We start from the raw sequence: 20,823 nt of genomic DNA on the forward strand, positions 1-20,823 counted from the left end.
CATTCTTTAGCAGATCAAGGCTCGTTACCCTCTCCCCGCTGTGCGAGGATTGCCGTATAACGAGTGCCATACGCGTGTTTGGTAATAAAGGACCCACAATAAAAGCTGATGAAGACTCCTAAACGCATTGAACCCCTGATCGAGGACGGTCTGGTCGACGAAGTGCTGCGCCCACTCATGAGTGGTAAAGAAGCAGCTGTTTATGTGGTGCGCTGCGGCAACGAGTTACGTTGCGCCAAGGTCTACAAGGAGGCGAATAAACGAAGTTTTCGTCAGGCGGCCGAATACCAGGAAGGCCGCAAGGTCCGCAACAGCCGGCAGGCCCGGGCGATGGCCAAGGGCTCCAAGTTCGGCAAGAAAGAAACCGAAGACGCGTGGCAGAACGCCGAAGTGGCGGCCTTGTTTCGCCTGGCCGGTGCCGGTGTGCGTGTGCCCCAGCCCTACGACTTCCTCGAAGGCGTGTTGCTGATGGAACTGGTGGCCGATGAATACGGTGATGCGGCGCCACGCCTGAACGACGTGGTCCTGGAGCCGGATCAGGCCCGTGAGTATCACGCATTCCTGATCTCGCAGATCGTATTGATGCTGTGTACCGGCCTGGTGCACGGTGACTTGTCCGAGTTCAACGTACTGTTGACGCCGACGGGACCGGTAATCATCGACCTGCCGCAGGCGGTGGACGCGGCGGGTAACAACCACGCATTCACCATGCTCGAGCGGGACGTGGGCAACATGGCTTCGTATTTCGGGCGCTTTGCCCCGGAATTGAAGGCTACCAAGTACGCCAAGGAAATGTGGGCGCTGTACGAAGCCGGCACCTTGCACCCGGCCAGCGTATTGACCGGCGAGTTCGACGAACCGGAAGAGTTGGCGGATGTGGGCGGCGTGATGCGCGAGATCGAAGCGGCACGCCTCGACGAAGAGCGGCGCCAGGCGATCCGCGCAGCGGACGATGCGCCACCGGGCAAACCGGCGGAGGAACCGCCGCCGCCGTGGATGCAGTGATCTGACAACAAAAAATCCGGCCCAGGCCGGATTTTTTGTACCCCCGCTCCTTACTCAGTTACAGCAACTGCCCGACGCCAACTTCTTGAGGATCGGGCAATCGGGCCGGTGATCGCCCTGGCAGTTCTCCATCAGGTCCTGCAAGGTATCGCGCAACTGCCCCAGCTCGCGGATCTTGTGGTTCAGCTCATCGATATGCTGGCGAGCCAACGCCTTGACGTCGGCGCTGGCGCGCTGCCGGTCTTGCCACAATTCCAGCAGCTTGCCGACTTCCTCCAGGGAAAACCCCAGGTCCCGCGAGCGCTTGATAAAGGCCAGGGTATGCAGGTCCTCGTGGTCGTACAGGCGATAGCCGCTGTCGCTGCGATGGGCCGGCTTGAGCAGGTTGATGGATTCGTAATAGCGAATCATCTTGGCGCTCAAGCCGCTTTGCCGGGCTGCTAGGCCGATGTTCATTGGCGGTGATCCTCCAGATCCTTGGGTTTCCAGGTTTTCAACAGCAGCGCATTGCTGACCACGCTCACGCTGGACAGGGCCATGGCGGCACCGGCCAATACTGGGTTGAGCAGGCCGAACACGGCCAGCGGAATGCCGATCAAGTTATACACAAAGGCCCAGAATAGATTCTGCCGGATTTTTGCGTAGGTCTTGCGGCTGATTTCCAGCGCTGCGGGCACCAGGCGCGGATCGCCGCGCATCAGGGTGATACCGGCCGCGTGCATCGCCACGTCGGTGCCGCCGCCCATGGCGATGCCGATATCCGCAGCGGCCAGGGCCGGGGCGTCGTTGATGCCGTCGCCGACCATGGCCACTACCCCGGTCTTTTTCAGCTCGGCGACGGTGGCGGCCTTGTCGGCAGGCAACACTTCGGCGTGCACATCGTCGATGCCCAGCGCTTGTGCCACCACGCGGGCGCTGCCGCGGTTGTCGCCGGTCAGCAAGTGGCTGCTGATATTGCGCGCCTTGAGCTGTTGCACGGCTTGCAGGGCACCTTCCTTAAGGGTATCGCCAAAGGCAAACAGGCCCAGTACCCGCAGCTGTGGGCTTTGCTCGATCAGCCAGGACAAGGTGCGGCCCTCGGCCTCCCAGGCGCTGGCGTTGGCGGCCAGGTCCCCCGGCTTCAAGCCGGTCTCATCGAGCATGCGCCGATTGCCCAGGGCCAGTTGCCGGCCGTCCAGGGTGCCGGCAATGCCGCGCCCGGTCAGGGATTGGCTGGCGCTGACATCGGCAACCGGCAGGCCTTGTTCGTTACACGCGTCCAGTACTGCCTTGGCCAATGGGTGTTCGCTGCCGCGTTGCAGGGCGCCGGCCTGTTGCAGCAGCAACGCCTCATTGCCATCTACCGCATGCAGGTGGGCGATTTTCGGCGCGCCGGAGGTGAGGGTGCCGGTTTTGTCGAACACCACCGCGCTGACTTCGTGGGCGCGCTCCAGGGCTTCGGCATCCTTGATCAGAATCCCGTGACGGGCCGCAACGCCGGTGCCGGCCATGATCGCAGTCGGCGTCGCCAGGCCCAATGCGCACGGGCAGGCAATCACCAGTACCGCCACCGCGTTGATCAATGCGGTTTCCAGCGGCGCACCGTATAACCACCAACCAATCAGGGTGGCGAGGGCGATCACCAACACGGTCGGCACAAATACCTGGCTGACTTTATCCACCAGTTTCTGGATCGGCGCCTTGGCGGCCTGGGCGTCTTCGACCAGGCGAATGATGCGCGCCAGCACGCTCTCGGCGCCGAGGGCCAGGGTGCGTACCAGCAAACGGCCTTCACCGTTGATCGCACCGCCGGTGACTTTATCCCCAGGCTGTTTCGGTACCGGCAGGCTTTCACCGGTGATCAAGGCTTCGTCTGCATGGCTTTGGCCTTCGACCACTTCGCCATCCACCGGGAAACGCTCGCCGGGCTTGACCAGTACCAAGTCGTTGAGGCGCAGCGCGCTGATGGCGACATCTTGCTCGCGGCCATCAATCACTTGGATCGCCCGCTCCGGCCGCAAGGCCTCCAGGGCCCGGATGGCGCTGGCGGTCTGGCGTTTGGCGCGGCTTTCCAGGTATTTGCCGAGCAGCACCAGGGCGATCACCACCGCCGAGGCTTCGAAGTACAGGTGCGGTTCCACCCCAGCCGGGGCGATGAGCCATTGATAGATACTCAGGCCATACCCGGCGCTGGTGCCGATGGCGACCAGCAGGTCCATGTTGCCCGCACCGGCGCGCACGGCTTTCCAGGCGGCGACATAGAAGCGCGCACCAAAGATGAACTGCACCGGTGTGGCGAGAAGGAACTGGATCCAGGCCGGGAGCATCCAGTGCAGGCCGAAGGGCTGCACCAGCATCGGCAACACCAGTGGCAATGCCAACACAATGGCCATCACCAGTGACCAGCGTTCGCGTTTCAGGCGCTGTTCCTGGCTGGCTTGGGTGGCGGTTTCGCTCTGCGGCAAGGTGGCGGTATAGCCGGCCTTTTCTACGGCGGCGATCAGTACGGCGGCGTCCATCTGGCCCGCCACCTCGACGTGGGCTCGTTCATTGGCCAGGTTGACGCTGACGCTTTGCACGCCGGGCACCTTGTTCAGGGCGCGTTCGACCCGCCCGACGCAACTGGCGCAGGTCATGCCGCTGATCGGCAGGTCGAAGGTGGTGGATCCATTCATGGGGCAGTCCTCCAGGAGTAGTTGCCTGTAGGATCAACCTTAACCTTAGGGGAAGGTCAAGCTCCATTATCCCGCGTGGTTCAATAGCCCAGTTTTGCAGGCTTTAGGTACATGCCGTCTGCGCCTTGGGCAATGCGCAGCTTGCGCACGTCGCCAGCTTTCAACTCGATGGTTTGTGCCTTGGGCGCCAACAGTCCCGGCAGGCAGCCTGGCGCCTGGCCCGGCAACAGTTTGAGACGCAGCGAGACCCGGCCTGCGGGGAAGTTGAACGAGGTGGCCTGCTCCTGGAACAGCCGGCCGGCCAGTTGATCATTGACGTACAGGCCAATCTCGCAATTGGTGGGCACTTCCAGGCGTTCCCTGGAAATGATCAGCACCCCATAGTCCTCGGCGGCGCTGGCCTGGGGGACAGTGGCGAACAGGCTGAGCAGGCTCACAAGGCCAAAAAACGACCAGCGCATGGTGAATTCTCCGGGTTTCAAATCGTGGATGGTTGCAGCTTGGCCGACGCCGCCAGGGAATGCCAGCCCGGCAGTTGTTTTCAGCGCTTGACCTTGCCATCGTGGCAAGGATGAAACTGGGCGAAACCTCACTCAAGGAGTCATGTCATGCAAATATTCAGCGTTGAAGGAATGACCTGCGGCCATTGCGTTCGGGCCGTGACCCAAGCAGTACAATCCAGAGATCCGGCCGCTAGCGTGAATGTAGATCTGAAAGCCAAGGAAGTCGGCGTGGTAAGTCGCTTGTCGCCGGAAGAGGTGATCAGCCTGATCACCGAAGAAGGCTACAACGCCAGGCTCGCCTGATTATTTAATAGGTAGCGAGCTAACGTAATGTTCAAGGCACCCAAGCGCGGCTAGACTGTCGGGCTGCCGACTCTTCCGGGTGCCTGATGAACCTTCGCATAATCCTTATTCTGGGGGCCTTGAGCGCATTTGCGCCGCTGGCCATCGACTTTTATCTACCGGGCTTCCCGGCCATGGCCGTGGCGTTCGGTACCGACGAAAAACATATCCAGCTGACCCTGGCGGTGTACTTCACCGGCCTGGCGATCGGCCAGTTGATCTATGGGCCGCTGGCGGATCGTTTTGGCCGGCGCATCCCGCTGTTGAGCGGCGTCACCCTGTTCACCGTGGCCTCCTTGGCGTGCGCCTATGCGCCGTCCCTGGAGTGGCTGATCGGTGCGCGTTTCGTCCAGGCTCTGGGCGGGTGTGCGGGCATGGTGATTTCCCGGGCGGTGGTCAGCGACAAGTGCGACGCGGTGGGCTCGGCCAAGGTCTTTTCGCAGTTGATGCTGGTGGTCGGGCTGGCACCGATCCTGGCACCGATGCTCGGTGGGGTAATGGTCAGCCTGTGGGGCTGGCAGTCGATTTTCCTCGCGCTGACGGTATTTAGCGTCGGCGCCGGGGTGGCGGTGGCTGTCGGTTTGCCGGAGAGCTTCCCGGCTCATCAGCCTCGGCAGCCATTGTCCGGGGCGTTGCGCCAGTACGGACGCCTGCTGGCCGACCGGGTGTACCTGGGCTATGCCGTGACCGGTGGCATCGCGATTGGCGGGATGTTTGCCTACATTGCTGGTTCGCCTTTCGTGTTTATCAAGCTCTACGGCGTGCCGGCCGAGCACTATGGCTGGCTGTTTGGCACCAATGCCGCGGGTTTTATCCTGGTGGCCCAGGTCAACGCGCGGCTGCTGGCCAAGCGCGGCCCGGCGTTTCTGCTGACCCGCACGGTGTGGGTGTACCTCGCGGCGGCGCTGGCGTTGCTGGCGGTCAGTGCTCTGCATACCCAGGCGTTGTGGCCGCTGCTGGTGCCGCTGTTCCTGTGTATCGCCAGCCTGGGCTGCATCATGCCCAATACCTCGGCGTGCGCCATGAACGGCCAGGGCGCGCGGGCCGGTAGCGCGTCGGCCCTTTTGGGTTGCATTCAGTTTGGGGTGGCGGCGGGGGTGGCATCGTTGGTCGGCGCATTGCACGACGGCACGGCCATGCCGATGTCGATCGTCATCAGTCTGTGCGGGGTGTTGGCGGTAGTGGTGGCCATGTTGACCCAGCGCCTGCAACGGCAGCGTGCCTTGCAAGCGCAGGTCTGACGGCGTTTTCAGCCAGTAGCGCGCTGCTGGCTTTCGGGAAAGCGGTGGGGTGCCTGGATCCGGTTTTGCAGGGTATTGGCGAAGGCGCGGGCCTCGGCTTCACTGCGGAAGGTAAAGGCATCGTGGTCCAGGCGAACCTGCCATTTGTTGCCTTGGGATTTTGCTAACGCTTTTATCAGGATCTTCATTGCTGACTTCCTCACGTAAAAGATTGCGTGGCAAAGGCGGCCAATATAAACCCGAATACGCTCACAAATATGACAAGGATCAAGTGTCTGACTAGCGGTGCCGTCCTTTACCTACAACGATAGCGGACGACACTCACAGAGCCCGCGTCTTAGAAGCCTTCCAGCACAATCTTGCCCTTGGCCTTGCCGCTTTCCAGCAACCCGTGGGCGCGGCGCAGGTTCTCTGCGTTGATCACGCCGAAGTGTTCGCCCACCGTGGTTTTCAGGGTGCCGGCGTCGATCAGCTCGGCCACGCGGTTGAGCAGGTTGTGTTGCTCGATCATGTCGGCAGTCTCGAACATCGACCGGGTGTACATGAACTCCCAATGCAGCGACAGGCTCTTGCGCTTGAGCTTGAGCACGTCCAGCGACTTGGGATCATCGATCAATGCCAGTTTACCCTGGGGCACAAGGGCTTCGACCAACTGGTCCAGATGCTGGTCGGTCTGGGTCAGGCTGGCGACGTGGGTCACCTGCGGGTGGCCTGCGCGCTTGAGCTCTTCGCTCAGGGGCTGGCTGTGATCGACCACCAGGTCGGCCCCCAGGTCCTTGGCCCAGGCCTGGGTTTGCGGGCGCGAGGCACTGCCAATGACCTTGAGCGCGGTGAGTTGCGCCGCCAGTTGGGTGAGGATCGACCCCACGCCACCGGCAGCGCCGACAATCAGCAGGCTCTGGCCTTGATCGGTCTTGCCTTCAGGGACTTGCAGGCGTTCGAACAGCAGTTCCCAGGCGGTGATAGCGGTCAGCGGCAGGGCAGCGGCTTCGGCAAAACCCAGGCTCTTGGGCATATGGCCGACGATGCGCTCATCCACGGTGTGCAGCTCGCTGTTGCCGCCCGGGCGTGTCAGGGAGCCGGCGTAGAACACCTTGTCGCCGGCCTTGAACAGTGTCACTTCGCTGCCGACGGCCTTGACCACGCCCGCAACGTCCCAGCCCAACACCTTGGCCGCGCCGTTTTCCGGGGCGACGTTCTGGCGGATCTTGGTGTCCACCGGGTTGACCGAGATGGCTTTGACTTCTACCAGCAGGTCGCGCGGGCCGGCCACCGGCTCAGGCAATTGGATATCTTGCAGGGACTTGGGGTCGTTGATTGGCAATGCGGCGTAGTAGGCGATGGCTTTCATGACGAGTTCCAGGGTGTGTGGAAGGGAATAGGTGGATCATTGGCTATTTCTCTTGCAGATAAAACCCGCTAAAAGAGCAGTCTCTTTCAATATATTTTTGATAATTAGTCGGGGCGATGCTCATGCTGCGTTTTGATGATTTGCAGTTGTTCGTGCGTGCGGCGGATTTGGGCAGTTTGTCTGCCGCCGCCCGGGTCATGGATATGTCGGCGGCGGTAGCCAGTGCCGCGTTGAAACGCATCGAGCAACAATTGGGCGTGCGCTTGCTGGCTCGCTCCACCCGCAGCCTGCGCCTGACCGCCGAGGGCGAGGGCTTCTTGCAGTACGCCCGTGGTGCCTTGAGCCAACTGGATGAAGGCCGGCGCCTGCTGGCCAGCGGTCAGGATCATGTCAGCGGTGTCCTGCAACTGTCGGCGCCTTCGGACTTCGGACGCAACCTACTATTGCCGTGGCTCGACGAATTTCAACGTGAGCACCCGCAATTGAGCGTACGCCTGCTGCTGGGCGACCGGATCGCCGACCTGTTCCGCCAGCCGGTGGATATCGCCTTGCGCTACGGCGAACCCGAGGACTCGAGCCTGGTGGCTTTGCCTGTGGCGCCGGACAATCGCCGGGTGCTGTGCGCGGCGCCCGGCTACCTGGCCCGCCATGGCGAGCCGCGCCACCTGGAGGAGTTGGCCCAGCACAATTGCCTGCTTTACATGCTCGGCAGCCGGGTGCACGACCATTGGAGCTTTCGCGATGGCAAGCGGGAAATCAGCCTGACCGTCACCGGTGACCGCTTCAGTGATGATGCCGATGTGGTGCGGCGCTGGGCCGTGGCCGGGGTGGGTATTGCCTACAAGTCCTGGCTGGATGTCAGCGCCGACGTGCTGGCCGGCCGTCTGCAGCTGCTCTTGCCGGAGCTGCAGGGTGAGCGCACACCGCTCAATCTGCTGTGCGCCCACCGCGCGCAATTGAGTAAACCGATCAATCTCCTGCGAGAAATGCTCGTGGCACGTTGTGGGAAGTTGAGCGCGCAGTTGCCTGAACGGCGAGGGACTACGCAATAACCCCAGGGGATTCAGGAAATTTCAGGCAGTTGCTGTAGCTGATTTGGCTGTAAGACGCCACGGAATCTGCTGCTTACACACTTATACTTTTGCGCGGAATGGAGCAGACCAACGATTCAACAGGGAGTGAGTACATGGAACAGGCACCTTGCATCAGCCAGATCGCCACCTTGCTGGCCGACCCTAAGCGCACCGCGATGATCTGGGCATTGATGGACGGCTCGGCCAAGCCGTCTGAAGAACTGGCGATGTTGGCTGGGTTATCGGCGTCATCGGCCAATGCGCATCTGGCGCGGTTGGCGGCGGGTGGATTGCTGCGTATTGAAGCCCGTGGGCGCAAACGCTTCTTCCGCATGGCGGCGGCGGATGTGGGCGCGGCAGTCGATGCGTTGGCCAGTACCACAATTGCCAGTGTGGCACGCATTGCGCCCAGCCGGCCGGTGGCGGCGTTGCTGGCGCCGGCAGCGTTGCGCCAGGCGCGGCTGTGCCATGACCACTTGGGCGGGGAAATGGCGGCGGCACTTTATCAACGCATGCTGCTGGCGAAGTGGATCGAGCGCTACGAACAGCGGATCCATGTGACGCCCCTGGGCGCACGGCATTTGGCCGAGCACGGCATTTTTACCCAGGCCTTGGCCCATCAGGGTTACTCGACGCTGGCTTGCGACTGTTTTGACTGGAGCGAGCAGCAGCCGCACCTGGGTGGGGCGCTGGGGGCGGGATTGTTGCAATTGTTCATGCAGTCGCGCTGGTTGAAGACGATCAACGAGTCGAGCGCACTGCAGGTCACCGAGGCCGGGCGCCTGGAAATTGCCCGGATAGCGGCTGTGTAGGAGCCGGCAAGCCGGCTCCTGCCTGGGTTGCTTACGGCTTGATCAGGCGTGCATCCAGGCTGTTTTGCGCCAGGCGGCTGGCCTGGTCTTGGGTCATGCCCAGCGAGGTGTGCAACGCGTGGAAGTTCTCGGTGACATACCCGCCGAAGTACGCCGGGTCATCCGAGTTCACCGTGACCTTCACCCCACGCTCGAGCATGTCGAGGATGTTGTGCTGGGCCATGTCGTCGAACACGCACAGTTTGGTATTGGACAGTGGGCACACGGTCAGGGGGATCTGCTCGTCGATGATCCGCTGCATCAGGCGCTCGTCTTCGATGGCGCGCACGCCATGGTCGATACGCTGGATCTTCAGCAGGTCGAGGGCTTCCCAGATGTACTCCGGTGGGCCTTCTTCGCCAGCATGGGCGACGGTCAGGAAACCTTCGCCACGGGCGCGATCGAACACGCGCTGGAACTTGCTCGGCGGGTGGCCCATTTCCGAGCTGTCCAGGCCCACGGCGACAAACGCATCACGGAACGGTAGCGCCTGGTCGAGGGTTTTTTCGGCTTCTTCTTCGCTCAGGTGGCGCAGGAAGCTGAGGATCAGGCCGCTGGTGATGCCCAGTTGCTGCTCGCCATCTTTGAGCGCGCTGGCGATGCCATTGAGCACCACTTCAAACGGGATACCACGGTCGGTGTGGGTCTGCGGGTCGAAGAACGGCTCGGTATGAATCACGTTCTGCGCTTTGCAACGCAGCAGGTAGGCCCAGGTCAGGTCGTAGAAATCCTGGGAGGTGCGCAATACATCGGCGCCCTTGTAGTAGAGGTCGAGAAACTCTTGCAGGTTATTGAAGGCGTAGGCCTTGCGCAGGGTTTCGACGTCGTTCCACGGCAGCGCGATTTTGTTGCGTTCGGCCAGGGCGAACAGCAGCTCGGGCTCCAGCGAACCCTCCAGGTGCAGGTGCAGTTCGGCCTTGGGCAGGGCGTTGAGCCAGTCGTACATGTGTGCGTTCTCATCAGGTGCAATGGCGGCATTCTACAGGCCAGGGCGCAAATAATCGGTAAAACCTGACCGAGCGGTAAGCATTGTTCGTGCCTGCGGCAATGGGTGAATGAACTAAGGTGTAACGAAACGTTAGCGAATCGCCGCAGTCTGTACCCCATCAATGACTGAATCGCCGCTCGAAAAGGCCCGCAATGCTCACATCCCTCAAGCAAGAAAAATTCATGTGGCTGGCGCTGATCGCCGCCATCGCGGCCTACTCGCTGGAGCACTGGCTGCTGCACAGTGGGCAGGTGACGGCACTGCTCGGTGGCCTGGTGCTGATCGGTTTTATCGTCATGGCGTCGATGCGCGTGGCCCACCACGCCGAACTTCTCGCTGAAAAGGTCGGCGACCCCTACGGCACCATGATCCTGACCCTCGCGGCAGTGCTGGTGGAAGTGGTGATCCTGGCGATCATGATGAGCAACGAGGCGTCGCCGACCCTGGTGCGCGACACGATTTACTCGGCGGTGATGCTGGATATCAACGGCATCTTAGGCTTGGCCGCGCTGATGGGTGGCATCAAGCATGGGGAACAGTCCTACAACGATGATTCGGCGCGGACCTACAGCGTGATGATCCTCACCGCCATGGGCGTATCCATGGTGGTACCGGAATTTATCCCCGAGGCCGATTGGAAAATCTACTCGGCCTTCACCATTGGCGCGATGGTGGTGTTGTACGCCTTGTTCCTGCGCATGCAGGTGGGGCCACACAGCTACTTCTTCAGCTACAGCTATCCGGAAAAACGCCGCAAGCCGTTGCCGGAAGAACAGGCTTCGCCGGTCAACCTGACATTCTCCATCGCAACCCTGGTGTTTGGCGTGGTGGTGATTGGCGCATTGGCCGAAGTGATGTCCAAGACCCTGGACCTTGGCCTGGAGGGCACGGGCGCGCCGCCGGTGATCACGGCGATCCTGGTGGCGGCGATTTCCGCCGCCCCGGAGATTCTGACCGCCTTGCGTGCGGCATTGGCCAACCGCATGCAGTCGGTGGTCAACATCGCGCTGGGTGCTTCGTTGTCGACGGTGATCTTGACCGTGCCGGTGATGGAAGCCATGGCGCTGTACACCGGCCAGCCGTTTCAGATGGCGATGACGCCGGTGCAAACCGTGATGGTGTTTATCACGCTGATTGTCAGCGCGATCAACCTCAACGATGGCGAAACCAACGCCATCGAAGGGATGACCCATTTTGTGCTGTTTGCGACCTTTATCATGTTGTCGCTGCTGGGCGTGTAGTCAGCCGGCGATCAACTGCCGCGCCGCCTGGCTGTGATCGGCGATCAGGCCCTTGAGGTCCATGCCCTCGATTTGCCCCTCGATCACCCGCCACTTGCCGCCCACCATCACTCGATCCGCACGGTCGGCGCCGCATAGCAGCAGCGCCGAAACAGGGTCGTGGCTGCCGGAGAAGCGCAGCTCATCGAGTTTGAACAGCGCCAGGTCGGCCTGTTTGCCTACCGCCAGTTCACCGATATCGCTACGGCCGAGCAACTGCGCAGAACCCTTGGTGGCCCAGCCCAGTACGCCCTCAGGGGTGATTTTTTCCGCGCCGTAGCGCAGGCGCTGGATATACAGGGCCTGGCGTGTTTCCAAAATCATGTTGGAGGCATCATTGGAAGCCGAGCCGTCCACGCCCAGGCCAATCGGCGCGCCGGCGGCGACCAGGTCCAGGGTCGGGCAGATGCCGGAGGCCAGGCGCATGTTGGAGCTTGGGCAATGGCAAATCCCGGTGCCGGCCGCGCCCAGGCGGGCGATCTCCTCAGGGTTGAAGTGAATGCCATGGGCCAGCCAGGTGCGGGGGCCGAGCCAGCCGACACTGTCGAGGTAGTCCACGGTGCGCAGGCCGAAGCGTTGCAGGCAGAAGTCTTCTTCGTCGAGGGTTTCGGCCAGGTGGGTGTGCAGGCGCACATCGAGCTGGTTGGCCAGTTCGGCACTGGCGCTCATGATTTGGGGGGTGACCGAAAACGGCGAGCAGGGCGCCAGGGCGATCTGGATTTGCGCGCCATCGCCGCGCTCGTGGTAGCGCTTGATCAGGCGCTGGCTGTCTTCGAGGATCACTTCGCCCTGCTGCACCGTCTGTTGCGGTGGCAGGCCGCCGTCGGCTTCGCCCAGGCTCATCGAACCGCGAGTGAGCATGGCGCGCATGCCCAGTTCGCGCACGCTATCGACTTGCACGTCGATCGCCTGCTCCAGGCCATCGGGGAACAGGTAGTGGTGATCGGCCGCGGTGGTGCAGCCTGAGAGCAGCAGTTCGGCGAGCGCGACTTTGCTGGCCAGGGCCAGTTTTTCCGGGGTCAGGCGCGCCCAGACCGGGTACAGGGTTTTCAGCCAGGGGAACAGCGGCTGGTTGACCACCGGGGCCCAGGCGCGGGTCAGGGTCTGGTAGAAGTGATGGTGGGTGTTGATCAGGCCGGGAAGGATCACGTGCTCGCGGGCGTCGAAGGTGTGTTCGCAGGCCAAGCTTGGTTGTTGGCCGAGGGCGAGTACTTCAACGATCACGCCGTCTTGCAGCACCAGGCCGCCACGGGCATCGAGAGCATTGGCAGTGAAAATCGCGAGAGGGTTTTTTAACCAGGTACGGGTCGCAGGCATTGGCCGGCTCCTCTGAATGATGGGTTCAGGTTTGCCAGCTCAGTGTTGCCCTGTCTGCTGATCCAGGGTCGCCGGTAAGGGCGAGGTGGGAAGTCTACGTGGAGTGAGCGGTGGGGTCTATCCACCGCTCATCCGACATCCATTTATCCTGTAGGAGCCGGCTTGCCGGCGATGAGGCCCGCCAATATTGCGATGTTCTCAGTGACGCCATCGCCGGCAAGCCGGCTCCTACAGGGTTGGGGTTACCAGGGAATGGTCTGGCCCTTGTAGTTGACGAAATGATGGCCGCCCTTGCCGGTGTAGGCGTTCACTTGGGCAATCAGCCCGCGTACGCTGGTCTCCACGTCCAGGTCGGCCCCTTCGCCGCCCATATCGGTCTTGACCCAGCCCGGATGCAACGACAGGACGGTCAGTTTCTGCTCGCCCAATTGCGACACGAAGCTGTTGGTCATGGAGTTCAGGGCGGCCTTGCTGGCCTTGTACAGCGCAAGGTCTGGTGCGTCGGGCATGGTCACGCTGCCCAGCACCGAGCTCATGAACGCCAGTACGCCGCTGCCCTGGCGAATCTGCGGGGCAAAGCGTTGAGCCAGGTTGATCGGCGCCACGGCATTGGTGAAAAACAGTTGGCCGACTTCGGCCTGGGTCGCGTGGCCCGGGGTCTGGTTGGCCGGGCCCTTGACGCCGGCGTTGACGAACAGCAGGTCGAAGGTCTGGGTTTTCAGGCGCTGGTTCAAGGCGATGACGGCCTGTTGGTCGTCCATGTCCAGTTGCTCGATCTGTACCGGGCCCAGGTTTTTAAGGGCGTCGGCTTTTTGCGGGTTGCGCACGGTGGCGGTGACTTGCCAGCCATCAGCCAGCAATTGCTTGACCAGGCCAAGGCCCAGCCCGCGCGAGGCGCCGATGATCAGTGCGGTTTTTGGCGTAGACATGAAGGCTTCCTTTGGCGTCGGAGTTTAGTGAACAACCTTATCAGGTTCAGCGTTGCAGCAGGATTCGTCCGCGGCTCAGGTCGGCCAACTGCGTTTGCAGGGTGTCGATATGGGCTTCGCCGAGTGCCAGTTGCAGCTCCACGCCGTTTGCGGTGAAGGTTTCTTCCACCACCAGGCCACCCAGTTCGGCGACACGCAGCTTTACCAGCGTCAACTCGGCAAAGCCGCAGGCGCAACTCAAGGGCACGCGGCTGATCAGTTCGACCCGTTCGGCGTTTTGCAGGCATTTATTCGCGCCGCCCCCATAGGCCCGGGCCAGGCCACCGGTACCCAGTTGGATACCGCCATACCAGCGGACCACCAGCACCACGACCTGGTCAAACCCCTGGGCCTCGATGGCGGCCAGGATCGGCCGCCCGGCGGTGCCGCCGGGTTCACCGTCGTCGTTGCTGCGGTATTGCCCACCGAGTTTCCAGGCCCAGCAGTTATGCGTGGCGTTGAGGTCGCTGTGCTGCTCGATAAACGCCTGGGCGTCCTGCGGGCTGGTAATCGGCGCGGCATAGGTGATGAAGCGGCTTTTGCGGATTTCTTCGCGAAATTCGCAAAAGCCCGTAAGGGTGAAAGGCATTGGATCGCTTCGTTCAGAGGGCAGGCTTGATGCCACAGCCCTTGAGAATAATGTGGATAAGGTTGCTGCCGGCGTCTTCCATGTCCTGCTTGGTCAGCTTGGTGCGACCGGTCACGCGGCAGATCTGGGTCGCGAAGTCAGCGTAATGCTGGGTGCTGCCCCACAGCAGGAAGATCAAGTGTACCGGATCCACGGGGTCCATCTTGCCGGCATCGATCCAGGCCTGGAATACCGCAGCCCGGCCGCTGAACCAGGCGCGGTAGTCCTGGCTGAAATATTCGGTAAGGCATTCGCCGCCGCTGATGATCTCCATGGCGAAGATCCGCGAAGCCTGGGGCTGGCGCCGCGAGTATTCCATCTTGGTGCGGATATAGCGGGTCAGCGCCTCGGCAGGATCATCCTCGGCGGTCAAGGTGTTGAAGGTGCTGTCCCACAGTTCGAGGATATTGCTCAGTACCGCGATATACAGCCCCAGCTTATTGGTGAAGTAATAATGCAGGTTGGCCTTCGGTAGCCCGGCGCTCGCGGCGATGGTGTTCATGCTGGTGCCTTTGTAGCCATGCCGGGCGAATTCATCTTCAGCGGCCTGGATGATCGCTTGTTCGTTCTTTTGCCGAATGCGGCTGGCGGGTTTTCCGGCGTGGCTGTTGTGGGCAGGAACTTCGAGGCTCATGGAGGTTTCCGTGCAGATCGATGAATGCGATTGCTGCACAGATAACCCACCCTCAAGCCTCAGACAAGTCCCGATACGATAAAAGCGTCAAAGCGGTTCCAGCGTGTCGTTTTCCACGAGTGGATTTGCGGCAGGCGTTGTCGCCTTGGATTCCGGCAGGATCAGGCACAACACAATCGCCGTCAGCCCGCCGCTGGTGATGGCTGAATCGAACAGGTTTTGCACCAGGGTTGGCATCAGGTGTAACAGGTTCGGTTGCGCGGCGATGCCCAGGCCGACCCCAAACGAGGTGGCGATGATCAGCATGCTGCGGCGGTCCAGCGGGGCTTGGGCCAGGATGCGCACGCCGGCGGCGGCCACGCTGCCGAACATCACCAGGGTCGCGCCACCGAGCACCGGCTTGGGGATTTGCTGCAATACCGCGCCAATCAGTGGAAACAGCCCGAGGCAAAATAGCACTACGCCGATGTACAGGCCCACATAGCGGCTGGCGACGCCGGTCAACTGGATCACGCCGTTGTTCTGGGCAAAGGTGGTGTTGGGGAACGCGCTGAAAGTGGCGGCGATCATGCAACTGACGCCATCCCCCAGCACGCCGCCCTTGAGCCGGCTTATATAGGAAGGGCCGCTGATGGGCTGGCGGGCGATCATGCAGTTGGCGGTGAGGTCGCCCACGGTTTCGATGCTGCTGATCAGATAAATCAGCGCGACCGGCAGGAAAGCGCTCCAGTCGAAGCTGAAGCCAAAATGGAACGGCGTCGGCAGGCTGATCAAGGGCAGGTCGGGCAGGGGCTGGGGCACCAGCTTGCCGCTGAACCAGGCGGCGAGGCTGCCCAATAGCAGGCCGATGATGATTGCGCTCAGGCGTACCCACGGCGTATTCGAGCGATTGAGCAGGATAATCGTCAGCACCACGAACAGGCCCAGGGCCAGGTTGGTCGGCGCGCCAAAGTCCGGCGCATTGAAGCCGCCGCCCAGGTCGGTGATGCCCACCTTGATCAGGCTGATGCCAATCAGGGTAATCACAATCCCGGTTACCAGCGGCGTGATGACCCGGCGCAGTTGGCCGATAAAACGGCTCAATATGACCTGCACCAGCGCGCCGAAAAAGCACACGCCAAAGATCATCGCCAGGATGTCTTCCGGGCTGCCGCCGCGCTGCTTGACCAGGAAACCCGCCGATAACACTGCGCCGAGAAAGGCAAAGCTGGTGCCTTGCAGGCAGATCATCCCCGCGCCAATTCCAAACGGCCTACGGGCCTGGATGAAGGTGCCGACACCGGAAACCATCAACGCCATGCTGATCAAGTAGGGCAGGTGGGCGGCCAGGCCCAGGGTCGAGCCGATGATCAAAGGCGGGGTGATGATGCCGACGAAGCTGGCGAGCACATGTTGCAGGGCCGCGAGCAATGCGGGCAGTGGTTTGGGACGGTCGTTGAGGCCGTAGATCAGGTCGCTGGCGCTGGAGGATTCTGGTGGCATGGCATGTGGGCTCGGGGCTGACGGTTCATGGTCCCTGTGCCTTGCAAAAAGCTGTCCACTTGCTCAGGTTTTGTGTGGGGCCCGTATCAGCGGGTCGCGGCCAGGCTGTCGAGAAAGCTTTCCAGCACCAAATGGGGGCGGCGGCCCTTGCGGGTGACCGAAGCCAGGCTTAAATCGTAAAAACGTGTAGGCGGTTTCAGCGCACGCAGTCGGCCTTGTTGCACCCACAGGCTGGCGTAGTGGTCGGGCAGGTAGCCGATATAGCGCCCCGTGAGGATCAGGAAGGCCATGCCTTCGCGGTCGGAAGCGCTGGCGGTGCAGTTGAGCGCCTGATAATGGGCCTGGATATCGGCGGGCAGGCGGAAGGTTGGTGCGATGGCGTCCTGGCTATTGATGCGGTGGTCGTCCAGTTGCTTATCGTCCGCATAAAACAGCGGATGGCCCACCGCGCAGTAGAGCAGCGAACGCTCGCTGTACAGGGGTTGGTACTCCAGGCCCGACAGTGCGCTGGCCTGGGGCACCACGCCGACATGCAGGCGCCCGTCGAGCACACCTTGTTCCACTTCGTTGGGGGCGATCATGCGGATCTGGATCTGCACGTCCGGGCCGCGTTCTTTCAACTGCGCCAGGGCATGGGTGATGCGCATATGGGGCAGGGTCACCAGGTTGTCGGTCAGGCCGATGATCAGTTCGCCGCGCAGGTGCTGGTGCAGGCCGTTGACCTCGGTGCGGAAACTCTCCAGCGCACTTAATAGTTGCAGTGCGGACTGGTAGACCTCGCGACCTTCTTCCGTCAGAGAGAAACCGGCGCGCCCGCGCTGGCACAGGCGCAGGCCCAGGCGCTGTTCGAGGTCGCTCATTTGCTGGCTGATGGCCGAACGGCCGATGCCCAGCACGGTTTCCGCCGCCGAGAAGCCTCCGCACTCCACCACACTGCGGAAGATGCGCAACAGGCGGATATCGAAGTCGCTGACTTGGGCTAGCGGGTCGGGTCGACGGCTGCTCATAGTTTAGTGAATGCCTGACTGAAGGTTAGAAGAGTTGCATTTCCTAGACTTTATCCCCGTGGCAATTTAGCTGCAACAACGCTTTTCAATCCCGACGCTGCCTTTTGCCCTGCGAGGTTTTGCTGATGAACATGCCCGAAAACGCCCCATCCACCCTGGCCAGCCAATTGAAGCTGGATGCCCACTGGATGCCTTACACCGCCAACCGTAACTTCCAGCGCGACCCACGCCTGATCGTGGGTGCCGAAGGCAGTTGGTTGATCGATGACAAGGGGCGTCGGGTCTATGACTCGCTGTCGGGGCTGTGGACCTGCGGCGCAGGGCACACGCGCAAGGAAATCCAGGAAGCGGTCGCCAAGCAACTGGGCACCCTGGACTACTCGCCAGGCTTCCAATACGGTCATCCTTTGTCCTTCCAGTTGGCAGAAAAGATTACCGACCTGACCCCAGGCAACCTGAATCATGTGTTTTTCACTGACTCCGGCTCCGAGTGCGCCGACACGGCGGTGAAGATGGTGCGTGCGTACTGGCGCCTAAAGGGCCAGGCAACCAAGACCAAGATGATCGGCCGCGCCCGTGGTTATCACGGGGTGAACATCGCCGGTACCAGCCTGGGCGGCGTCAACGGCAACCGTAAGATTTTTGGCCAGGCGATGATGGATGTTGATCACCTGCCCCATACCCTGCTGGCCAGTAATGCCTTCTCCCGCGGCATGCCGGAGTTGGGCGGTATTGCCCTGGCTGACGAGTTGCTCAAGCTGATCGAGTTGCATGATGCTTCGAACATCGCTGCGGTGTTCGTCGAGCCGATGGCAGGCTCGGCTGGCGTGCTCGTACCACCCCAGGGCTACCTCAAGCGCCTGCGTGAAATCTGTGACCAGCACAACATCCTGCTGGTGTTCGACGAAGTGATTACCGGCTTTGGCCGGACCGGCTCGATGTTTGGTGCCGATAGCTTCGGTGTGACGCCGGACCTGATGTGCATCGCCAAGCAAGTCACCAACGGGGCGATTCCGATGGGTGCGGTGATTGCCAGCAGCGAGATCTATCAGACATTCATGAACCAGGCGACGCCTGAGTACGCGGTGGAATTCCCACACGGCTATACCTACTCGGCACACCCGGTAGCTTGCGCAGCCGGGTTGGCGGCATTGGATCTGTTGCAGAAGGAAAACCTGGTGCAGAGCGTGGCCGAAGTCGCGCCGCACTTTGAGAATGCGCTGCATGGCCTCAAGGGCAGCAAGAATGTGATCGACATTCGTAACTACGGCCTGGCCGGTGCGATCCAGATTGCACCGCGTGATGGGGACGCCATCGTGCGCCCATTCGAAGCAGGCATGGCGTTGTGGAAGGCCGGGTTCTATGTGCGTTTTGGCGGCGACACCCTGCAGTTCGGCCCAACCTTCAACAGCAAGCCGCAGGACCTGGATCGCTTGTTCGATGCGGTCGGCGAAGTGCTGAACACGATCGACTGATTTCTCCTTCTATATAGAACAACTGTCGGGCGCGACGCGTGTCGCGCCTGTGGACAACTTTTCAGGAGCCTTGCATGAGCCTTATCCAGCATTTGATCAACGGCGAACTGGTTAACGATAGCGGTCGTAGCGCCGACGTCTACAACCCATCTACTGGCCAGGTGATTCACCAGGTGCCATTGGCCAGCCGTGAAACCATTCAACAGGCGATCGACTCGGCCAAGGCGGCATTCCCGGCCTGGCGCAATACGCCACCGGCCAAGCGTGCCCAGGTGATGTTTCGTTTCAAGCAATTGCTGGAGCAGAACGAAGCCCGCATCTCGCAGTTGATCAGCGAAGAGCATGGCAAGACCCTGGAAGACGCCGCCGGTGAGTTGAAGCGCGGTATCGAAAACGTTGAGTACGCATGCTCGGCGCCGGAAATCCTCAAGGGCGAGTACAGCCGTAACGTCGGCCCGAACATTGATGCCTGGTCCGACTTCCAGCCGCTGGGTGTGGTGGCGGGTATTACACCGTTCAACTTCCCGGCCATGGTGCCGCTGTGGATGTATCCGCTGGCCATCGTCTGCGGTAACTGCTTCATCCTCAAGCCATCGGAGCGCGACCCAAGCTCGACGCTGTTGATTGCGCAGTTGCTGCAGGAAGCCGGTTTGCCCAAAGGCGTGTTGAGCGTGGTGCATGGTGACAAGGGCGCGGTGGATGCGCTGATCGAGGCGCCTGAGGTCAAGGCCTTGAGTTTTGTCGGTTCGACGCCGATTGCCGAGTACATCTATTCCGAAGCGACCAAGCGCGGCAAGCGTGTACAGGCGCTGGGCGGGGCGAAGAACCATGCGGTGCTGATGCCGGATGCGGACCTGGACAACGCGGTCAGTGCCTTGATGGGCGCAGCCTACGGTTCCTGCGGCGAGCGTTGCATGGCAATCTCGGTGGCGGTCTGTGTGGGTGACCAGGTGGCGGATGCATTGATCGCCAAGCTGGTACCGCAGATCAAGGCGCTGAAGATTGGTGCGGGTACTTCCTGTGGCCTGGACATGGGGCCGTTGGTTTCTGCGCAGGCGCGGGACAAGGTCAGCGGCTATATAGAAGACGGTGTGTCTTCGGGTGCTGAGCTGGTGGTCGATGGGCGTGGCTTGAGCGTTAGCGGTCATGAGGACGGCTTCTTCCTCGGTGGCTGCCTGTTTGATCGCGTGACGCCGCAGATGCGCATCTATAAGGAAGAGATCTTTGGCCCAGTGCTGTGCATCGTCCGGGTGAACAGCCTGGAAGCGGCGATGCAACTGATCAATGATCACGAATATGGCAACGGCACCTGCATCTTTACCCGTGACGGTGAGGCGGCGCGCCTGTTCTGTGACGAGATTGAAGTGGGCATGGTAGGGGTTAACGTGCCATTGCCAGTGCCGGTGGCTTATCACAGCTTCGGCGGCTGGAAGCGTTCGCTGTTTGGCGACTTGCACGCCTATGGGCCGGATGGGGTGCGTTTCTATACCCGTCGCAAGGCGATCACCCAGCGCTGGCCGCAGCGTGCCAGCCATGAGGCGTCGCAGTTCGCGTTCCCTAGTTTGTAAGGTTGGATGAGCAGAAGGCCGGCCCCTCGGGGCCGGCCTTTGCGTTTTCGGGGCTTTTTTGACCGATATGACAGAATTGTGAAAGTAACGGTTGACGGCGATTTATATCTGTCTATAATTCGCCCCACTTCCGGCGCAGTCGAAACGGAAAACTCTTTGGTAAACAAAGAGTTATGTAGTTTTCGGCAGCAGGTTGCTTCAGTTCATCGAAGCCAAAAGGAAGTTGAAAAAGAGGTGTTGACAGCAGCGTGTAACGCTGTAGAATTCGCCTCCCGCTGACGAGAGATCGAAAGCGCAAGTGGTTGAAGTTGTTGAGGAAAACCTCGAAGCTTCTGAAAATAATCACTTGACAGCAAATGAGGCTGCTGTAGAATGCGCGCCTCGGTTGAGACGAAAGATCTTAACCAACCGCTCTTTAACAACTGAATCAAGCAATTCGTGTGGGTGCTTGTGGAG

The 20,823-nt window shown here is 61.3% G+C and carries 20 protein-coding genes; 8 read left to right on the plus strand and 12 right to left on the minus strand.

What is annotated here, in order from left to right:
• Nucleotides 1–108: 108 nt before the first annotated feature.
• Complete coding sequence (locus tag HBO12_RS15000; RefSeq protein WP_076961462.1) at nucleotides 109–1,005, plus strand: PA4780 family RIO1-like protein kinase; 897 nt, start codon at nucleotides 109–111, stop codon at nucleotides 1,003–1,005.
• A gap of 54 nt (nucleotides 1,006–1,059) precedes the next feature.
• On the opposite strand, the gene cueR is transcribed toward HBO12_RS15000, so the two are convergent.
• The 3 genes from cueR to HBO12_RS15015 all read right to left on the minus strand — a co-directional run bounded on the left by cueR (nucleotide 1,060) and on the right by HBO12_RS15015 (nucleotide 4,120).
• On the minus strand, nucleotides 1,060–1,461 hold the full coding sequence (gene cueR / locus HBO12_RS15005; protein WP_169957133.1) for a Cu(I)-responsive transcriptional regulator: 402 nt from the start codon (nucleotides 1,459–1,461) through the stop codon (nucleotides 1,060–1,062).
• On the minus strand, nucleotides 1,458–3,659 hold the full coding sequence (locus HBO12_RS15010) for a heavy metal translocating P-type ATPase (protein WP_170042548.1): 2,202 nt from the start codon (nucleotides 3,657–3,659) through the stop codon (nucleotides 1,458–1,460). Before HBO12_RS15010 ends, cueR begins: the two co-directional genes overlap by 4 nt.
• Before the next feature lie 80 nt (nucleotides 3,660–3,739).
• Entirely contained in the window at nucleotides 3,740–4,120 is a 381-nt protein-coding gene (locus HBO12_RS15015; RefSeq protein ID WP_169957135.1) for a hypothetical protein, read from the minus strand.
• Between the two features lie 147 nt (nucleotides 4,121–4,267).
• Here HBO12_RS15015 and HBO12_RS15020 point away from each other — a divergent pair, with 147 nt between their 5' ends.
• Nucleotides 4,268–4,465 carry a heavy-metal-associated domain-containing protein gene (locus HBO12_RS15020; protein ID WP_169957137.1) on the plus strand — a complete coding sequence of 66 codons (198 nt, stop codon included), beginning with the start codon at nucleotides 4,268–4,270 and terminating at the stop codon, nucleotides 4,463–4,465.
• 86 nt (nucleotides 4,466–4,551) lie between these two features.
• Entirely contained in the window at nucleotides 4,552–5,745 is a 1,194-nt protein-coding gene (locus HBO12_RS15025; protein ID WP_170042549.1) for a multidrug effflux MFS transporter, read from the plus strand.
• Nucleotides 5,746–5,753: 8 nt separating this feature from the next.
• Here the strand turns inward: HBO12_RS15025 and HBO12_RS15030 are convergent, their stop codons facing one another.
• Nucleotides 5,754–5,933, minus strand: coding sequence for a hypothetical protein (locus tag HBO12_RS15030; protein ID WP_032859764.1), 180 nt, complete (start codon nucleotides 5,931–5,933; stop codon nucleotides 5,754–5,756).
• Between the two features lie 149 nt (nucleotides 5,934–6,082).
• Nucleotides 6,083–7,096, minus strand: a complete 1,014-nt coding sequence (locus HBO12_RS15035; RefSeq protein ID WP_169957140.1) for a zinc-binding alcohol dehydrogenase family protein — start codon at nucleotides 7,094–7,096, stop codon at nucleotides 6,083–6,085.
• A gap of 122 nt (nucleotides 7,097–7,218) precedes the next feature.
• Here HBO12_RS15035 and HBO12_RS15040 point away from each other — a divergent pair, with 122 nt between their 5' ends.
• On the plus strand, nucleotides 7,219–8,148 hold the full coding sequence (locus HBO12_RS15040; RefSeq protein ID WP_170042550.1) for a LysR family transcriptional regulator: 930 nt from the start codon (nucleotides 7,219–7,221) through the stop codon (nucleotides 8,146–8,148).
• Nucleotides 8,149–8,282: 134 nt separating this feature from the next.
• Entirely contained in the window at nucleotides 8,283–8,981 is a 699-nt protein-coding gene (locus HBO12_RS15045; RefSeq protein WP_170042551.1) for an ArsR/SmtB family transcription factor, read from the plus strand.
• A gap of 31 nt (nucleotides 8,982–9,012) precedes the next feature.
• Here HBO12_RS15045 and HBO12_RS15050 read toward each other — a convergent pair whose 3' ends face one another.
• On the minus strand, nucleotides 9,013–9,966 hold the full coding sequence (locus HBO12_RS15050) for an adenosine deaminase (protein ID WP_170042552.1): 954 nt from the start codon (nucleotides 9,964–9,966) through the stop codon (nucleotides 9,013–9,015).
• 194 nt (nucleotides 9,967–10,160) lie between these two features.
• Between HBO12_RS15050 and HBO12_RS15055 the strand changes: the two genes are divergently transcribed.
• Entirely contained in the window at nucleotides 10,161–11,249 is a 1,089-nt protein-coding gene (locus tag HBO12_RS15055) for a calcium:cation antiporter (RefSeq protein ID WP_170042553.1), read from the plus strand.
• Here the strand turns inward: HBO12_RS15055 and HBO12_RS15060 are convergent, their stop codons facing one another.
• From HBO12_RS15060 to HBO12_RS15085, 6 genes are all read right to left on the minus strand, one after another.
• Nucleotides 11,250–12,605 (minus strand): 8-oxoguanine deaminase, encoded by a 1,356-nt coding sequence (locus HBO12_RS15060; protein ID WP_170042554.1) that lies wholly within the window; start codon nucleotides 12,603–12,605, stop codon nucleotides 11,250–11,252.
• 242 nt (nucleotides 12,606–12,847) lie between these two features.
• The gene (locus HBO12_RS15065; protein ID WP_169957148.1) at nucleotides 12,848–13,534 is read right to left on the minus strand and encodes an SDR family oxidoreductase; all 687 of its coding nucleotides are present in this window, start codon (nucleotides 13,532–13,534) and stop codon (nucleotides 12,848–12,850) included.
• Between the two features lie 46 nt (nucleotides 13,535–13,580).
• Nucleotides 13,581–14,162, minus strand: a complete 582-nt coding sequence (locus HBO12_RS15070) for an IMPACT family protein (protein ID WP_169957150.1) — start codon at nucleotides 14,160–14,162, stop codon at nucleotides 13,581–13,583.
• Nucleotides 14,163–14,175: 13 nt separating this feature from the next.
• Nucleotides 14,176–14,835 carry a TetR/AcrR family transcriptional regulator gene (locus HBO12_RS15075; protein WP_169957152.1) on the minus strand — a complete coding sequence of 220 codons (660 nt, stop codon included), beginning with the start codon at nucleotides 14,833–14,835 and terminating at the stop codon, nucleotides 14,176–14,178.
• Between the two features lie 87 nt (nucleotides 14,836–14,922).
• Nucleotides 14,923–16,317 carry a uracil-xanthine permease family protein gene (locus HBO12_RS15080; protein WP_170042555.1) on the minus strand — a complete coding sequence of 465 codons (1,395 nt, stop codon included), beginning with the start codon at nucleotides 16,315–16,317 and terminating at the stop codon, nucleotides 14,923–14,925.
• A gap of 86 nt (nucleotides 16,318–16,403) precedes the next feature.
• Nucleotides 16,404–17,324 carry a LysR family transcriptional regulator gene (locus tag HBO12_RS15085; protein ID WP_169957154.1) on the minus strand — a complete coding sequence of 307 codons (921 nt, stop codon included), beginning with the start codon at nucleotides 17,322–17,324 and terminating at the stop codon, nucleotides 16,404–16,406.
• Between the two features lie 125 nt (nucleotides 17,325–17,449).
• On the opposite strand from HBO12_RS15085, the gene aptA reads away from it, so the two are divergent.
• Nucleotides 17,450–18,799, plus strand: a complete 1,350-nt coding sequence (gene aptA / locus HBO12_RS15090) for an omega-aminotransferase AptA (RefSeq protein WP_169957156.1) — start codon at nucleotides 17,450–17,452, stop codon at nucleotides 18,797–18,799.
• Nucleotides 18,800–18,873: 74 nt separating this feature from the next.
• Nucleotides 18,874–20,367, plus strand: coding sequence for a CoA-acylating methylmalonate-semialdehyde dehydrogenase (locus HBO12_RS15095; protein WP_170042556.1), 1,494 nt, complete (start codon nucleotides 18,874–18,876; stop codon nucleotides 20,365–20,367).
• The last annotated feature ends 456 nt before the right edge of the window (nucleotides 20,368–20,823 follow it).

This window comes from Pseudomonas sp. WS 5059, assembly GCF_012985525.1.
Lineage (GTDB): Bacteria > Pseudomonadota > Gammaproteobacteria > Pseudomonadales > Pseudomonadaceae > Aquipseudomonas.

What these genes read in the sequence shown, in the direction of transcription:
- HBO12_RS15000 (WP_076961462.1), top strand. Translation starts at nt 109, where the DNA reads ATGAAGACTCCTAAACGCATTGAACCCCTGATCGAGGACGGTCTGGTC.
- cueR (WP_169957133.1), bottom strand. Translation starts at nt 1,461, where the DNA reads ATGAACATCGGCCTAGCAGCCCGGCAAAGCGGCTTGAGCGCCAAGATG.
- HBO12_RS15010 (WP_170042548.1), bottom strand. Translation starts at nt 3,659, where the DNA reads ATGAATGGATCCACCACCTTCGACCTGCCGATCAGCGGCATGACCTGC.
- HBO12_RS15015 (WP_169957135.1), bottom strand. Translation starts at nt 4,120, where the DNA reads ATGCGCTGGTCGTTTTTTGGCCTTGTGAGCCTGCTCAGCCTGTTCGCC.
- HBO12_RS15020 (WP_169957137.1), top strand. Translation starts at nt 4,268, where the DNA reads ATGCAAATATTCAGCGTTGAAGGAATGACCTGCGGCCATTGCGTTCGG.
- HBO12_RS15025 (WP_170042549.1), top strand. Translation starts at nt 4,552, where the DNA reads ATGAACCTTCGCATAATCCTTATTCTGGGGGCCTTGAGCGCATTTGCG.
- HBO12_RS15030 (WP_032859764.1), bottom strand. Translation starts at nt 5,933, where the DNA reads ATGAAGATCCTGATAAAAGCGTTAGCAAAATCCCAAGGCAACAAATGG.
- HBO12_RS15035 (WP_169957140.1), bottom strand. Translation starts at nt 7,096, where the DNA reads ATGAAAGCCATCGCCTACTACGCCGCATTGCCAATCAACGACCCCAAG.
- HBO12_RS15040 (WP_170042550.1), top strand. Translation starts at nt 7,219, where the DNA reads ATGCTGCGTTTTGATGATTTGCAGTTGTTCGTGCGTGCGGCGGATTTG.
- HBO12_RS15045 (WP_170042551.1), top strand. Translation starts at nt 8,283, where the DNA reads ATGGAACAGGCACCTTGCATCAGCCAGATCGCCACCTTGCTGGCCGAC.
- HBO12_RS15050 (WP_170042552.1), bottom strand. Translation starts at nt 9,966, where the DNA reads ATGTACGACTGGCTCAACGCCCTGCCCAAGGCCGAACTGCACCTGCAC.
- HBO12_RS15055 (WP_170042553.1), top strand. Translation starts at nt 10,161, where the DNA reads ATGCTCACATCCCTCAAGCAAGAAAAATTCATGTGGCTGGCGCTGATC.
- HBO12_RS15060 (WP_170042554.1), bottom strand. Translation starts at nt 12,605, where the DNA reads ATGCCTGCGACCCGTACCTGGTTAAAAAACCCTCTCGCGATTTTCACT.
- HBO12_RS15065 (WP_169957148.1), bottom strand. Translation starts at nt 13,534, where the DNA reads ATGTCTACGCCAAAAACCGCACTGATCATCGGCGCCTCGCGCGGGCTG.
- HBO12_RS15070 (WP_169957150.1), bottom strand. Translation starts at nt 14,162, where the DNA reads ATGCCTTTCACCCTTACGGGCTTTTGCGAATTTCGCGAAGAAATCCGC.
- HBO12_RS15075 (WP_169957152.1), bottom strand. Translation starts at nt 14,835, where the DNA reads ATGAGCCTCGAAGTTCCTGCCCACAACAGCCACGCCGGAAAACCCGCC.
- HBO12_RS15080 (WP_170042555.1), bottom strand. Translation starts at nt 16,317, where the DNA reads ATGCCACCAGAATCCTCCAGCGCCAGCGACCTGATCTACGGCCTCAAC.
- HBO12_RS15085 (WP_169957154.1), bottom strand. Translation starts at nt 17,324, where the DNA reads ATGAGCAGCCGTCGACCCGACCCGCTAGCCCAAGTCAGCGACTTCGAT.
- aptA (WP_169957156.1), top strand. Translation starts at nt 17,450, where the DNA reads ATGAACATGCCCGAAAACGCCCCATCCACCCTGGCCAGCCAATTGAAG.
- HBO12_RS15095 (WP_170042556.1), top strand. Translation starts at nt 18,874, where the DNA reads ATGAGCCTTATCCAGCATTTGATCAACGGCGAACTGGTTAACGATAGC.